Here is a 14,176-nt window from a genome sequence, read left to right on the forward strand (position 1 = left end):
AACATAGGTAATGAGAATTCCAGACTGTTGTTCCTGCCATAAAGAGTAGTTTTTTGCTGAAAAAGTTGAAAAGGGAGTAGAATTCCTATCGGAAAGGAATTGATATTCCTTAGCTTCTAAATATAATCGGAATCAGATACCAAGCAATGCTTCCTTCCCTACTTCCTATAAAAATATATAACAGATCTTTTATGATTATAGCTATAAAAAAGAAACGCACCCTTAGGTGCGTTCAGTATGTTTTATTATTTCCTTAATTAATGTAACTCAGCCAGATACTTTTCAGCATCCATAGCAGCCATACAACCGCTTCCTGCAGCTGTGATCGCCTGGCGATAGATATGATCCTGCACATCTCCTGCCGCAAAAACTCCCGGAAGGTTCGTTCTTGAAGATCCTTTCTCAGTTAAGATATATCCATTTTCATCAAGGTTAATCTGCCCTACGAAAATATCAGTATTTGGTTTATGCCCGATAGCAATAAAAATTCCATGCACATCTATAGTAGAGGTCTCCTGAGTCTGGTTATTAATAACAACTGCTCTTTCCACAAGGTTATTTTCTCCTTCGATACCCACTAGTTCATGGTGGAACTTCACTTCAATATTCGGAGTATTGTTAACTCTGTGGATCATGGCCTTGGAAGCTCTGAACTCATCTCTTCTTACGAGCATTGTCACTTTATTACATAATTTAGCCAGATAAGTAGCTTCTTCAGCAGCCGTATCTCCTGCCCCTACTACTGCAACATCTTTTCCTTTATAGAAAAATCCGTCACAGGTAGCACATGCAGAAACTCCTCCTCCATTATATTTTTTTTCATCGTCCAATCCTAAATATTTAGCAGTCGCTCCTGTAGAAATGATCACTGATTTTGCTAAAATTTCTTTACTTCCTGCATATAATTTATGTACACCTCCTACTTCTTTGGAAAACTCAACTTTGGTAATCATCTCGTAGTGAACTTTCGTATCAAATCTTTCTGCCTGCTTTTGCAAATCCATCATAAGTTCAGGACCTGTAATACCGTTGGGATACCCCGGGAAGTTATCTACTTCCGTAGTGGTTGTTAACTGTCCACCGGGCTCCAGACCTGTATACAATTCAGGTTTTAAGTCTGCTCTTGCTGCATAAATTGCCGCTGTAAAACCAGAAGGTCCGGATCCAACTATTACACAATCTAAAATATTTTGCTCCATAACTATATATTATTCAAAAAGATTATCATTTATTAGGTCCGCTAATTTCGTAATTTTAAGTGTTTATTGAAAGTTATTTTAATGATACTTGTCAATAAGAGATATGTAAATTGTCAATTAATACAAATTAAACTACTATTCCTGTAATAACCATTCAAGTAATTCAGACTGTTCCACAAGATTCCAGGAATGAGGATTTTTCTTTCCATCAGTATTCACTCCTCTGTTTTCAGTTTCTATATACTCGGTTTTCCTGCTTCCCAGATCTGTTAAAGATTGATTCACTTTTTTAAGCATAAAAGCGTTAAGATCTTCATATCTCCTATTCTTATTTTTCAGCTGCCATTCCAGAGAAGGTTCACAATAAAACCTGGTTTTGATGTCCTTTAAATACCGAATATTTTCAACAGAATTGCAGGAAATCAGATAAGGAGAATATTGTTTATATTTTTCCAGATCCAGATTAGGGTTTCCTAATTTTTCCCCAAGCAATGCCGTCAGAAACTTTCCTTCTTCCACAGCTTCTTTATTTACATTTCTGGCAATGTCTTTCTTTGCATCATTATATAATTTTTCCAAATCAATGGGAGAATCTACTACAAATAATCCTCTGGGCTGAATCTGATTCTTAGTTTCAAGTAAGAAATTGGCAATCAGAAGTGCCACATTTCCACCACTGGAAAAGCCCCCGATATAAATATTTTCTTTCAGAACTTTATTCTGATCGAGTATCGTATTTAAAGCTTCTGAATATTCTCTTTTTTCAGCTTTTGTCAAAAATAACTTTTGATTATAGTCGAGAAGTAAAGTTGTAATTCCTTTCTTTTCAATGCCTTTTAAAAAACGGGCTTCTGTTCTCGTGTATTCACTGTTGCAGGGAAAACAAGGAAATAAAACAAGTACAGCTTTTTGATTTTCAGCTTTATTCAATTTGTATTGATTACCTTTCACCGAAGCACTTTGCTGTTGTTGAGCAGTACAATTCAATGAAAATAAGGATAATATAATCAGTACAATACTTTTCATATACCTGTTCTTTAGACTTTCATTTTAATCTTATCTACATTGATAATCTTATAAACCAGTTCTTTGATCAGTTCTGCCTCTCCCATATTAACAGCTCCCAGCCCTTTTCCTTTCATGTCAAACTCTCTTAAAATAGAGATAACCCTGGTGGCATGTTTTAAAGGATATAATCTTGCTGTTTCTGCATAATCTTTAATAAAATACGGATTAATTCCCATTTGCGAAGCAATGGTTTGCGGAGGCTGTCCCATCATGGTCTGATAAATAATAACATTGGAAAAATAATTGTACAAACTCGCCAGCATCATAACGAAGGGATTATTCTTAGGGTTTTTACCCATATAATAGGCAATCTTAAAAGCTGTATTGGAATTTTTTGCTCCTAAAGCTTTCTGAAGTTCAAATACATTATATTCCTTACTGATTCCTATATGGTTTTCAATAATCGCTCCATCCAGGATTTCCCCTTCTTTAAGAATGATTTTCAGCTTATTCAGCTCATTGGAAATTCTTGAAAGGTCATTTCCCATATATTCTGCAAGAAGATGGGAAATATTAGGAGCTGTTTTTATATTAAGTGATGTACATTCATCAGCAATCCATTTAGGAAGATTATTATCCTTTATAGATTCACTGAGAAAAAGGAATTTTCCTTTATCCAATGCTTTGGTAACCTTTTTTCTGCTGTCTAGTTTTTTATGCTTGTGAGCAAAAACCAATACGGTGGAAGGTACCGGATTTTCAGCATAGGCTTCAAGCTGCCTGCCTTCTTCCTCATTCAGCCTTAAGTCCTGTGCTTCCTTCACAATAATCACCTGCTTGTCCCCCATCATAGGAAACTGTCTTGCCAATGAAAGAATCTCCGGATAAGAAGTGTCTTTTCCGTATACTACAGTCTGATTAAAAGCTTTTTCATCTTCTTCGAGAAAATCATGTTCCAGAGCTTTTACTGCTACATCGATAAAATAAGCTTCGTCACCATGGAAAAAATAAATAGGTAAAACTTCTTTATTTTTAATATTTTTGAGGATTAAATCTAATTCTTTCATTTTCTAATGGAACTTCTAAAACTCAATTTTCAGGATTCTTTTGATTTTAAATTCAGGAAGGACAAAGATAAGTTTTTTATTTATGATATGATTCGTAAAACTTACCTTTTGCTTACTCCCGAAGAATGGGTAAGACAGCATTGGGTCCACCATTTCATGACCATAAAAGGCTATTCCGCCTCTGCTTTGATTACTGAAAAAAAGATTGTTCTTAATGGATTAACGAAAAGGATTGACCTGCTTGTAACGGAGAAAACAGAGCCTAAAATATTGGTAGAATGCAAAGCTCCTCAAATCAAATTATCTGAAAAGACATTTGAGCAGACGGCAAGATATAATTCAATCATCCAAGCAGAACAGATTATCCTTACCAATGGTGTTCAGCATATTTTTGCTACTTTCTCAGAAAACACTTATCATTTTCATCAGTCTCTATAAATCACGTATATATTAAGTTCAATTACCGTATATACCTGTTTTATTTTAATGATCCTAGGTCCTAGCTTTGTATTTTATACCCATAAGCCCGATCTTTGCGATTATAATACACAAATAAGATCCATTTATGAAAAAGAATAGTATTCTCACTATACTTCCTTTATTAATATTCGTCATCTTTTTTCTGGGATGCGGAATTTATTATCAGGATTTTTATGCTGTTCCCTCCCCTATTGCAGCTGTAGTAGGAATCGTGGCCGCATTTATACTTCTGAAAGGAAATCTGGATGAAAAAACTGATATTTTTCTCAAAGGCTGTGGAGATGGGAAAATTCTTACGATGTGTATCATTTATCTTCTGGCGGGAGCGTTTGCAATGGTTTCTAAAGCAAGCAGCAGTGTGGATAGTATCGTAAACTTAGGAATAGCCTATATTTCACCTGATTTCTTCCCGGTCGGAATATTTATCATGGCTTCCTTTTTATCTTTCGCGTCAGGAACATCCGTAGGATCTATTGTTACGCTAGGCCCTATCATTATTGAACTGGCAGAAAAAACCAATTCTCCTTTGGGATTAATAGGAGCGTCTCTCCTCGCCGGATCTATGTTTGGGGATAACCTATCCGTTATTTCCGATACAACCATTGCTGCAACCCAAAGTATGGGCTGCGAAATGAAAGATAAATTCCGGGAAAACTTTAAACTTGCTTTTCCTGCAGCAATCATTACGATCGCCATTCTTATTTTTGCAGGATTTCAATCAGAGGGTTCAGCCGCCATTTTACTTGAAACAGAAAACTATAATCTCCTTTTAATTCTCCCTTATTTACTTGTAATTCTGCTTTCAATTACAGGAGTAAATGTTTTTGTATCATTGTTTTCAGGAATTATCTTTTCAGGAATATTAGGCCTGATCTATGGAAAATTCGATGGAATGGGCTTGGCTAAACATACTTATGAAGGGTTTACGAGTATGACAGAAATCTTTTTACTGTCTTTATTAACAGGAGGATTAGCTGCTATGGTAGAACATGCCGGAGGAATTAATTATATCATGAAAAAAATTAATGGTATCATTTCATCTAAAAGATCTGCTTCTCTCGGAATCGGTGGATTAGTCGGCGTTGCCAATCTTTGCGTGGCTAATAATACCATTGCTATTTTGATTTCGGGTAAAATTGCTAAAAAGATTACAGATCAATATCAGCTGAGACCACAAGCCAGTGCATCCGTTCTTGATATTTTTGCCTGTTATGTTCAGGGGCTTATTCCGTATGGAGCACAGGTTTTAATTCTTATTTCATTGAGCAGATTCAAAATCCAGTATATTGATCTGTTCCTTCATTCCTATTATCTCCACCTACTGATAGTGATTACGCTGCTTTACATCGTATTCAATAAAAATCTGAAAACTTCGGAATAATCATTTTTCATAACACATTCTTATCATCCGTTCCTATTTTTCATTAAATTAGTTGAAAATTTATATTTTCTGTCAGATAATATAATTTTCAGTCTGAAGTTAACAAGCTTCATGATTAGAACTATGAAAAATAAATCATTAAATAAATAATATGTTACGTTCAATCTTATTAACCACTTTGTTTATGGCATCAGGCAGCCTTTTCAGTCAGAAATTATCCAGTGTATCCTATCAGGACGGCACTCAGAAACTCAATGGATTGGTTACTTCCAATGCAGGAAAAAAATTACCGGGAGTCATTATTCTGCCCGCATGGAAAGGTATTGATGAGGAAGCTAAAACAGCAGCTACAGAACTTGAAAAACAAGGCTATATTGCATTTATCGCCGACATTTACGGTGAGGGGAATATTCCTTCTGATAATGCATCTGCGATGAAAAATTCAGGATATTACAAAGAAAATTATGAAGCATATCAAAAGCGTATTTTGCTGGCATTGGAACAGCTTAAGAAAAAGGGGGCTGTAGCTGATAAAATAGCAGTTATCGGGTACTGCTTCGGAGGAACCGGAGCCTTGGAATCTGCAAGGGGAAGTCTTCCTGTTGCGGGTGTAGTTTCCATTCATGGAAGTTTAGCCAAAGATCCTAAAAGAGCTAACGGACCTATTGCTACGAAAATTCTGGTAGAACATCCGGCAGATGATCAGAGTGTTTCTAAAGAGGATTATGATAATCTGATTAAAGAAATGAATGCAGGAAATGCAGATTGGCAGATTATTACGTATGCACATTCAAAGCATACTTTTACAGATCCCAAATCTGCGGATTATAATGAGGTTATGGCTAAAAGAGCCTGGAATCATACACTGATGTTTTTAAAAGAAATTTTGAAATAGAATATTTTTAGTAAGTAGTCTTCGATAATCTTAGGCTACTTATTTTTTATATCGTAATATATTGGGGTTTATATCAATATTGAGTTACTGCACCTTCGGGAATCTCAGAACATTGCTTTTTCCTAAACCTATCAATGAAATCTTAATTATTTTGGTCATTTGAAACTATATATTCCCTTTACCCTGGAGTTCTGGAAGGGTATGCTTACTTTTATTTCTGAAAATAGTACAAAAAATTACTTTTCGTCTTCTCTGTTGACTAAATCCATAGAGAAAGCGGGAAGACAAATAGCAACATATTCACAGGATTCTTCAAAAGGGTTACTATAGCGTATCCTCGCTCCCTTTTCAATTAAAATACTTTGTCCTTTTTCAAGGGTTACCAACTCACCATCTATTTCAAACTGCTTTTTACCTGATATAATTAGGGTAAATTCATCAAACTCAGGGGTCTGATGTGGCTCACTCCAGTTAGGAGGTGCTACCATATGGGCAATGGAAATATTGGAATGTTGTGTGGTATTTCCCCAATGCTCTTCTATAAGCTTCCCATCCGTAGTAGGAACTACAAAAGGTGATTTCTGAATTTTATATTTTTTCATTTCAGCCAATTTTCTTTTTTAATTTCATATACAAAATTAGTCCGTGAAGGTTCACCAAAATAAGCAATTTCCTGCTCGTCAATTTTCTCAGCTCCCAATCTGCCTATAGCAATCTGTGAACGGATGTTGTTTTTCCCTACATGAAAATATACTTTATCTACAAATTGCAGTATATAATCAAGCATCAGCTTCTTTACCTGAGGATTGATTCCTTTTCCCCATGATCCTGTACCATAGAAGGTATATCCTATAAAAATGCTGTTGTCTTTTTCATCAAAATCATAATAACGGCTGCTTCCCAGAACCTCCCCGGTCGATTTATCTATAATTTTAAAAGCTCCTTTACTTTCCATTGCACCTTTAAAGAAGTTTTTAAAAACATCTCTTTTATAGCGGTCATTATTAGGATGTTGTTCCCAAACCTTAGGATTGGAAGCCACTTCGTATAAAGATTCAAAATCCCCTTGCTGTAAGGGGATTAATTGATAATCTTTATTTTCAAGAATAGTTTGAACCGAAAAATTCATTACTAACTTTTAGATTTATTTGCGTCAGATTCTATTTTCTTAATCTCCTTCAATTTATCAGAGATTTTTATTACTGTATCCAATTTTGCCGGTTTTAAAGGAACTTCTGCTTCCAAATGATCCCATTTAAGAACGAGATTAGCTGAGTTTTCATCAGTAGGATTTAAAGTAATTTCAAACCATTCCTGCTTATCCTCTAACGGGTGAACAGGCACTGTCACGTCTACTACATCCTGTTTAGCATCATAAGTAAATGATCCCCACTGTTGGAAATCTTTATTCAGAATAACCTTCCATTCTTTTTCAGAAGGTACAATAAATAATCCGTAAGTACCTGCCGGTACCACTTTACCTCCAAAATTTACAGATTGTCCGAAAGTGATTTTAGTAGATGAATTCGCACCTGCTCTCCATACCTGACCGTAGGGAACCAATTCTCCAAAGATCTTACGCCCTTTTACACCCGGCCTTCCATAGTCAATGGATATTTTAGACATTGAAAACTGTTGTTCCACTTTCTGACGCGGGCTTGCCGCAGGCACTGAATAATCCTGTGCAAAACTTAAAGCTGATACTGATATACAAGCAATAATTAATAACTTTTTCACGTGATAAATTTTTGTTTAAAAGTACAAAATCTAAACAAAATAATCTATCTGATCTTCGAAATTTCTAATTGTTTAACTCCTTCTTATAAAAATTCTAAACACTTTTTAACACCTTCTTAACTTGCTCAATATGCCTTATCTGATGATAAATAATAAAGCGTAAAGTATCTCCTAATTTCAGCTTAACGAATTTGGAGATGCTAATACTCGTCTTCGTCTTTTCAAGATTAATGCTTTTTGCTTTATCCAGTAGACTGAGTAGCTGTTGCTGTTGCCTGATAAATTCATTCAGTACTTCTTTATCGAGTTTGCTATGAATTGGATTCATTGCTTTAAATGTTTTCATTGTATTTAATTTTTCTTTTGGCAACATAGATTTTGCAAAATAATCGCCTAGCCATCCTGGCGAAAATGTAGTTGATGGCGACGTTTTTGAAGATCGGATCCTTGTACCTATTTCAGGAATATAAAAATCACCGTAAAGATTAAGATGTTTAATACACTCAAGAGCGCTCCAGCTTTCTCCTGTCATTCTGAAATTGAGCTCCCCATCTGATTTTTGCAAGAGCATTTCTACATACTGGATTTGACCTTGTATGATATCCTTTAAATCTGAAATTAATTGTGAAGTAGAAATTTTCATTGAATTTTTTATTTACACAAATTTCCATGTTTCATAATTAGTAAATATTGATTGAACTCAAGATTTTTTTAATCTGGATAAAGTTTCAGGACTCATCCTAAGATAATTGGCGATATATTTATTAGGGACTTCCTGAAATAGTATTGGGCTTCTTTTCAATACTCTTTCAAAGCGTTCTTTTGGCGAATTGATCAACAGATCTTTTTCCCTTTCAATCTGTTGTAAAACAAGATCCTCCAATATGAAGGTCCATAACCTCAAATGTTCATCACTCGATTGGATAAAATCATAGAAAGCCTTCTTTGAAGCTATTTTGACCGTCGTCTTTTTAATGGCCTGGATATAGAATTCTGATGGCTTTTCTGATAAAAATGAATCTAAAGAGACGATAATATTATCCTTGTATCCAAAACGGATGATCCGCTCTTCATCTTCATCCATGATAAAAGTGCGAACACTCCCCTCTTCCACAAAATAAACATTGGTATCGGTCTCTCCTTTTATTTTTAGAAACTGATACCGCTGAATGGTTTTTTGGGTTTGAAAAAGATCAGCATCAACCAGTGTTTGGATAATATTTACAGAACTCATAAATTCAAAACTTTCGTTTATTGCAATCTATAAATTTAAATAAATCAAAATAAAATAGCTTTCTCTAATTCCAATAATTTTTGTTTTCTCCAGATTCCTCCACCATACCCCGTCAAATTTCCATCGCTACCAATAACTCTGTGACATGGAATGATAATGGATATTTTGTTAAGACCATTTGCGTTGGCTACCGCTCTTATCGATTTGGGATTTCCTAATATTTCAGCCTGCTGCTGATAACTCCTTGTAGTACCATATGGAATTTCTTGTAATATATTCCATACATTTTTCTGGAATTCACTTCCCACCAAAGAAAGAGGAACGGTAAAAATTTTTCTTTCTCCTTTAAAATATTCGTTAAGCTCCTTTTCTAAAACTGTAAAATGCTCATTTTCTCCCTGAATAATATTAGCCTTAAAATGCTTGGAAATTTGTTCCAGTTCTTTCGGAAGCGCTTTTCGATCTGAAAACTCCAATAGGCAGATGCCTTTTTCATCAGCACAGGCAATCATTGTCCCCAAAGGCGTTTCTATTCTTTTTAAATCTATCAATTTTTCCATTACCGTCTTTTTAGGAGAAGTTCCGAAAATACTTTTAAAACTCTCTGTAAATCCACTTAAACTTTCATACCCACTATCAAAAGCAGCATTTATAACAGGTTCACCCTGCTGTAATTTTTTAAAGGCGGTATTAATTTTAAACATTCTCTGAAAAGCATGAAATGTCATTCCGTGATGCTTCAAAAACCATCTTCGCACCGTTACAGGTTCAAGTCCTCTTTTTATAAGATCATAATCCTTCAGTTTGAGTGCAGGATAGTCTGAAAGTTCCTGTAATAACATCTGAATCAGCTTAGGAGTTTCATTCGGATTTTCCAGCGGTTTACATATTTTGCAAGGCCTGTACCCTTTAAGAATTGCATCTTTAGTATTGCTGAAAAATTCTACATTTTCAAACTTAGGCTTTCTTGCCGTACATGTCGGTCTGCAAAAAATTCCGGTTGTTTTCACTCCCATCCAGAAAACACCTTCAAATGAGACATCCTTATTAAAGGAAGCCCTGTACATTATTTCCTCTGTAAGATCCATAGATAATTTATATGAAAAGAGTTGAAAAATTTTGATCTGCAACAACTTTCACCGCTGTTATTTCTAGGCATCTGTAAATATAACTATTTACAAAATTACCTGAAGAAATCCTTTTAACCCCTAAATTCTTAAGTATTTCGAAACCGGGAAGACCTGGTATCCCCATTACATTAATGGGAAGAGTTGTTAAGTTGACAAGGGTTTCAATATCATTTTCAGAAGTTACACAAGGAACAAAAACTCCATCCACCCCGAGATTTTCAAAAAGCCTGATTCTTTCACAGGTTTCTTGCAGAGGATTTTCAAGCCCTAATAAAAATGCATCGGTTCTTATATTCAAAAAAATATTTATTTTATTTGCCCTTAATCTTTCAGTAACCGCTTTCAGTTTATCATAAGTTTTCCCTTTATCCAGCATCCTTCTGACTCCATTCTTTACAACACTGTCCTCAATATTGACACCTACCACCCCTATTGAAACAAGCCGGGAAATATTCGTTGTAATCTCATCAGGAGTATTTCCGTAACCTCCTTCTAAATCTACTGTCAGTGGAATCGATACGGATTCTGTAATCCTTTTAATGATATGAAAATACTCCTCAAAACTCATATTCTCACCATCATCATAGCCTAAACTCTCTGCAACGGCAGAGCTTGAAGTAGCCAATGCTTTATATCCCGCTTTTTCATATATTTTAGCACTTTGAACATTCCATACATTACCTAATAATAAAGGGGTATTTTCTACATGAAGCCTTTTAAAACGTTGAATATCTGTCATCTTTTTTTTGTAAAATTAGGATTGACAGCCTTCTTCTACAACCGAAAAATGAACAATTATTTTTGCTTTGCAAATTTATATTTATGACAAGATTTTTAATTTTATAAAGATTAAAAAAATAAAGGTCCCATTATTGTGAGACCTCTTTTTTTTATTCCGGCATTGCTTTCCATTTCTGAAGAATCCAAGTATAGAAATACATAAAGATAAAACCAAGGAGCAGAATAATATAACTTAAACCAAGTCCCAGATCATCCATAATGGTAGTACATGGTTCGTATTTAACCTCTCTGCAAATATCACGCTGGTGCATCGTAATGATTCCAACAATAAGAAATACAAAGAGTGTAAATCCTGTCATTGAAATATTGACAAAAATAGAGGAAATCATTTTCCCGGTTTTTCTCATTCTGAAAATAGGAATCATAAGAATAATTAATCCTATTAATAAACCTAAATAAGCTACAAAATATTCTTCTTTCGCCATAAATAAAACAGAACATAAAACAGTGATTAAAGTAACTGTCAGGGAAAGGATTCCTGAACTGATAATACTAAACAACAAAGATTTTAATCCGGTAATTCTAAAACAGAAAACAATTGTGGACAGAAAAAAAGAAATCCAAAGATAGACATGAACATCTTGGGAGAAAAAATCGTATGACCTCATATTCTCCACATTAGTCAATAAATCTTTCAAATTCTCTGAATAATAATAGTATTCTGTTATATTTTGTTTAAAATATTTTTGTGGAGAAAGTTGATTGTTAAGTTCAGGATTAAGCTCCAGAGCTAAAGTAGGCTCATTGATAATATTACCGTCATTATCCAAAATCTGAGTCGTAGTTTCTACCGGAGCTTCAACGACAGTTTCAGCGTAATCATTTTGTATACCACTAAATCTATATTCTTCTCCCCTCTCAGGTTTATACGTTTTAATAAAACCTTTTACTTCAAAATTAGGAGCATTGACCACCATTTGAGTCCATGCTTTTACATCAAGATTATTTTCAATCTTATACTGCCCGGAAATTTTCAAAAAATCGGTTAATAGCTTTTCTATTTCAACAGGATTGTTCTTATTTAAGAGCTCTGCAGTATGCTTATTAATTTCTGCTTTTTGTTTTTGGATAGCCTCATCTCTATTATTTGTATACTCACTTTTATAAACAATTCTGTTATAATAGTCATCATTATTTTGAATATAGAAGATGTCTGCAAAATTATAATAGCTAGGATTTGTTGTTTTAATGTAAGAAGACAAATCCACGACATCTTTTTTAAAATAATAAACTTTGGAAGTATCAATTACAGCTGTATAAGCAATGGGTGTCTTATTAGAGTTTTCAGGTTCCGGAATAATATAATTTCCTTCGTTATCTGTTTTACCACTTGTTTTTGAATATACAGAATAAAACTGATAAGCCCTATTATAGTAAACAAAATACTTTTTTGTCTTATCTATTTTCTGAATGTCTGTTTCACAATATAAATCAAAAAAAGGTTGTGGATACAATCTCTTTTCAAGCGTGTAAAGTTCAAGGTTCTGAGAAAGAAAAGGATAAGCCCTGTTAATGATTTCTATGTTTTCAGTAGTTTCAGCAGCTGGATATTTCTGATTAAGAAAAGTCTTAAACCCAAACATATAGGAAAAATAAAAAGTCGTACAGCAAAATATAATAATAAAATACTGGACAAACTGAGAAAAGAGTTTCCTATTTGAGGATGGATAAAAGTTTTTAAATGCATTATTCTTAAACATCATGATCAGCCATCCTACAATCATCAGAATGGAGATAATAAGATGTATAAAAATAATTCCGTTTTCATAATAATCATTTTTAACACTATATTTCTGAAGTGTCCGGGGCTCCATATGTGATAAATACCCGATGATAAAAAATATAATATGAACAATAATACCAGCCAGCAGCATCCATACAATTTTGGTATTCCAGACCGTAGGATATTTTTCCAACAACTGCTGATTAATTTGATTGAGTTTTTTCATTTTTGAGTTTGATTTAAGAGGTTAATTAACAAAAAACCTCCTTGTAGAAGATGAAATATTACGGATATACACAATATTGATTTTAGCATTACCTAAAGCCGCCATTACATCATAAAATTCTGTTTCCTTACTGAAATAAGTGACATACACCCCACCATTATAATTGAGTTTTTCCATGCTTAAATTTTGGAAAACTTCCAATAACTCTTCCCTTGAAGCAGGTGTATCAATTTCAATAATCAAATGATCAGTATCCGTTTCATTCAGTTCTGAATTATCTTTGTATTGACCGTTTTTAAGGAATATCACTTTATCCGATACTTTCTCAACTTCATATAACTGTTGAGAACTCAGAATTAAAGCAATCGGATGATTAACTGAATTAGCAATGGATTTCAAATCTTCTAGAATAATCTGCTGAGCCAGCACATCAAGATTAGCCAAAGGCTCATCTAACAGTAACATTTCAGGTTTTCTTAAAAGGGTACGTGCCAGTTCAAAACGCATCTTATACCCTGAAGAAAGCTCACTCCATTTAAGATGCTTATAATTCCAAAGTCCTAAACGGGCAATCATCATTAAAGTACGGGTTTCATTTTCTTCCGGACTTACTCCATAGTTAGCAAGAACAAATTTGAGATTATCTTTTAGACTTCCGTACCATTTTGCTGTTCTTTGAGGAATATAGACCAACTTTGTACGAAGATCATATTCATTTTCAGGATCTGAACTGAATACATAATCAAGACTTCCTTTATTAAAAGAAATCTCTTTGGCCAGAATCCTTAAAAGAGTGGTTTTCCCATTTCCGTTTTCTCCAACCAATCCATATACCTGTCCTTTTTTAATTTCCATAGAAACAGGACCTAATGAAAATCTATTACTTCCATAAGATTTCTGGATATTTTTTGCCGTAATAATTGGTTTTTCAACAGGATACTCCTGTACAGAAACTTTTTCAATTTTCTGAAGCAAAACTCTGGATTTTCCTATAAATTCATCTGTAGATTCAGGATTTTGTTCTTTCCAGTCTGTAAGAGCTATAGCTTCTTTATAAATTCCCATGTCTTGGGTATCCATTGCACAATCCAAAAGTTTCCTGAAACCAAGAACCGTATCTTTATTATTAAAAAAGTCTTCGACTTCTTTTACACGTTGCTGGTGTTTCGTCATTTGTTTTTCACTTACAATAATTCACCAAATATAGAGATTTTAAAATTGATTATATAAGGTTAATTTCATAGACCACTTGTTGCTTTCTTGCTCCTTAGGAAGGAGTATGAAAAGAATAAACT

Annotated in this window: 15 protein-coding genes; 3 read left to right on the forward strand and 12 right to left on the reverse strand. The window is 34.1% G+C overall.

The features are described from left to right. Positions 1 to 257: 257 nt before the first annotated feature. From trxB to holA, 3 genes are all read right to left on the reverse strand, one after another. Positions 258 to 1,199: a thioredoxin-disulfide reductase gene (trxB, locus tag Q0A18_RS16000; protein WP_292011167.1), complete on the reverse strand. Its 942-nt coding sequence runs from the start codon at positions 1,197 to 1,199 to the stop codon at positions 258 to 260. A gap of 135 nt (positions 1,200 to 1,334) precedes the next feature. Then, positions 1,335 to 2,225: a hypothetical protein gene (locus tag Q0A18_RS16005; RefSeq protein WP_292011168.1), complete on the reverse strand. Its 891-nt coding sequence runs from the start codon at positions 2,223 to 2,225 to the stop codon at positions 1,335 to 1,337. A gap of 11 nt (positions 2,226 to 2,236) precedes the next feature. Continuing rightward, positions 2,237 to 3,274, reverse strand: coding sequence for a DNA polymerase III subunit delta (gene holA / locus Q0A18_RS16010; protein WP_292011169.1), 1,038 nt, complete (start codon positions 3,272 to 3,274; stop codon positions 2,237 to 2,239). A 6-nt stretch (positions 3,275 to 3,280) separates the two neighbouring features. On the opposite strand from holA, the gene Q0A18_RS16015 reads away from it, so the two are divergent. The 3 genes from Q0A18_RS16015 to Q0A18_RS16025 all read left to right on the forward strand — a co-directional run bounded on the left by Q0A18_RS16015 (position 3,281) and on the right by Q0A18_RS16025 (position 6,030). After that, the gene (locus Q0A18_RS16015) at positions 3,281 to 3,712 is read left to right on the forward strand and encodes a type I restriction enzyme HsdR N-terminal domain-containing protein (protein ID WP_292011170.1); all 432 of its coding nucleotides are present in this window, start codon (positions 3,281 to 3,283) and stop codon (positions 3,710 to 3,712) included. 127 nt (positions 3,713 to 3,839) lie between these two features. Further along, positions 3,840 to 5,135, forward strand: coding sequence for a Na+/H+ antiporter NhaC family protein (locus Q0A18_RS16020; protein ID WP_292011171.1), 1,296 nt, complete (start codon positions 3,840 to 3,842; stop codon positions 5,133 to 5,135). 151 nt (positions 5,136 to 5,286) lie between these two features. Then, a complete protein-coding gene (locus Q0A18_RS16025; RefSeq protein ID WP_292011172.1) occupies positions 5,287 to 6,030 on the forward strand; it encodes a dienelactone hydrolase family protein in 744 nt (247 codons plus the stop codon). A 236-nt stretch (positions 6,031 to 6,266) separates the two neighbouring features. Here the strand turns inward: Q0A18_RS16025 and Q0A18_RS16030 are convergent, their stop codons facing one another. From Q0A18_RS16030 to Q0A18_RS16075, 9 genes are all read right to left on the reverse strand, one after another. After that, a complete protein-coding gene (locus tag Q0A18_RS16030; RefSeq protein ID WP_292011173.1) occupies positions 6,267 to 6,632 on the reverse strand; it encodes a cupin domain-containing protein in 366 nt (121 codons plus the stop codon). Continuing rightward, positions 6,629 to 7,159, reverse strand: a complete 531-nt coding sequence (locus Q0A18_RS16035; RefSeq protein ID WP_292011174.1) for a GNAT family N-acetyltransferase — start codon at positions 7,157 to 7,159, stop codon at positions 6,629 to 6,631. Before Q0A18_RS16035 ends, Q0A18_RS16030 begins: the two co-directional genes overlap by 4 nt. A 2-nt stretch (positions 7,160 to 7,161) precedes the next feature. Continuing rightward, on the reverse strand, positions 7,162 to 7,767 hold the full coding sequence (locus tag Q0A18_RS16040; protein ID WP_292011175.1) for a DUF2911 domain-containing protein: 606 nt from the start codon (positions 7,765 to 7,767) through the stop codon (positions 7,162 to 7,164). Between the two features lie 94 nt (positions 7,768 to 7,861). Beyond that, on the reverse strand, positions 7,862 to 8,410 hold the full coding sequence (locus Q0A18_RS16045) for a DinB family protein (RefSeq protein ID WP_292011176.1): 549 nt from the start codon (positions 8,408 to 8,410) through the stop codon (positions 7,862 to 7,864). Positions 8,411 to 8,467: 57 nt separating this feature from the next. Continuing rightward, positions 8,468 to 9,001, reverse strand: coding sequence for a Crp/Fnr family transcriptional regulator (locus Q0A18_RS16050; RefSeq protein ID WP_292011177.1), 534 nt, complete (start codon positions 8,999 to 9,001; stop codon positions 8,468 to 8,470). Between the two features lie 44 nt (positions 9,002 to 9,045). After that, the gene (locus Q0A18_RS16520; protein ID WP_363315997.1) at positions 9,046 to 10,089 is read right to left on the reverse strand and encodes a methylated-DNA--[protein]-cysteine S-methyltransferase; all 1,044 of its coding nucleotides are present in this window, start codon (positions 10,087 to 10,089) and stop codon (positions 9,046 to 9,048) included. 7 nt (positions 10,090 to 10,096) lie between these two features. Then, on the reverse strand, positions 10,097 to 10,870 hold the full coding sequence (locus tag Q0A18_RS16065; RefSeq protein WP_292011178.1) for an isocitrate lyase/phosphoenolpyruvate mutase family protein: 774 nt from the start codon (positions 10,868 to 10,870) through the stop codon (positions 10,097 to 10,099). A gap of 151 nt (positions 10,871 to 11,021) precedes the next feature. Continuing rightward, positions 11,022 to 12,881, reverse strand: a complete 1,860-nt coding sequence (locus tag Q0A18_RS16070; RefSeq protein ID WP_292011179.1) for a hypothetical protein — start codon at positions 12,879 to 12,881, stop codon at positions 11,022 to 11,024. 21 nt (positions 12,882 to 12,902) lie between these two features. After that, positions 12,903 to 14,054 carry an ABC transporter ATP-binding protein gene (locus Q0A18_RS16075; protein ID WP_292011180.1) on the reverse strand — a complete coding sequence of 384 codons (1,152 nt, stop codon included), beginning with the start codon at positions 14,052 to 14,054 and terminating at the stop codon, positions 12,903 to 12,905. Positions 14,055 to 14,176: the final 122 nt, after the last annotated feature.

The sequence above is a fragment of the Chryseobacterium sp. genome (assembly GCF_022712095.1).
In the GTDB taxonomy this organism is placed as follows: Bacteria; Bacteroidota; Bacteroidia; order Flavobacteriales; family Weeksellaceae; genus Chryseobacterium.

Coding starts and splice junctions, on each gene's coding strand:
- trxB (WP_292011167.1), bottom strand. CDS start 1,199: ATGGAGCAAAATATTTTAGATTGTGTAATAGTTGGATCCGGACCTTCT.
- Q0A18_RS16005 (WP_292011168.1), bottom strand. CDS start 2,225: ATGAAAAGTATTGTACTGATTATATTATCCTTATTTTCATTGAATTGT.
- holA (WP_292011169.1), bottom strand. CDS start 3,274: ATGAAAGAATTAGATTTAATCCTCAAAAATATTAAAAATAAAGAAGTT.
- Q0A18_RS16015 (WP_292011170.1), top strand. CDS start 3,281: ATGGAACTTCTAAAACTCAATTTTCAGGATTCTTTTGATTTTAAATTC.
- Q0A18_RS16020 (WP_292011171.1), top strand. CDS start 3,840: ATGAAAAAGAATAGTATTCTCACTATACTTCCTTTATTAATATTCGTC.
- Q0A18_RS16025 (WP_292011172.1), top strand. CDS start 5,287: ATGTTACGTTCAATCTTATTAACCACTTTGTTTATGGCATCAGGCAGC.
- Q0A18_RS16030 (WP_292011173.1), bottom strand. CDS start 6,632: ATGAAAAAATATAAAATTCAGAAATCACCTTTTGTAGTTCCTACTACG.
- Q0A18_RS16035 (WP_292011174.1), bottom strand. CDS start 7,159: ATGAATTTTTCGGTTCAAACTATTCTTGAAAATAAAGATTATCAATTA.
- Q0A18_RS16045 (WP_292011176.1), bottom strand. CDS start 8,410: ATGAAAATTTCTACTTCACAATTAATTTCAGATTTAAAGGATATCATA.
- Q0A18_RS16050 (WP_292011177.1), bottom strand. CDS start 9,001: ATGAGTTCTGTAAATATTATCCAAACACTGGTTGATGCTGATCTTTTT.
- Q0A18_RS16520 (WP_363315997.1), bottom strand. CDS start 10,089: ATGGATCTTACAGAGGAAATAATGTACAGGGCTTCCTTTAATAAGGAT.
- Q0A18_RS16065 (WP_292011178.1), bottom strand. CDS start 10,870: ATGACAGATATTCAACGTTTTAAAAGGCTTCATGTAGAAAATACCCCT.
- Q0A18_RS16070 (WP_292011179.1), bottom strand. CDS start 12,881: ATGAAAAAACTCAATCAAATTAATCAGCAGTTGTTGGAAAAATATCCT.
- Q0A18_RS16075 (WP_292011180.1), bottom strand. CDS start 14,054: ATGACGAAACACCAGCAACGTGTAAAAGAAGTCGAAGACTTTTTTAAT.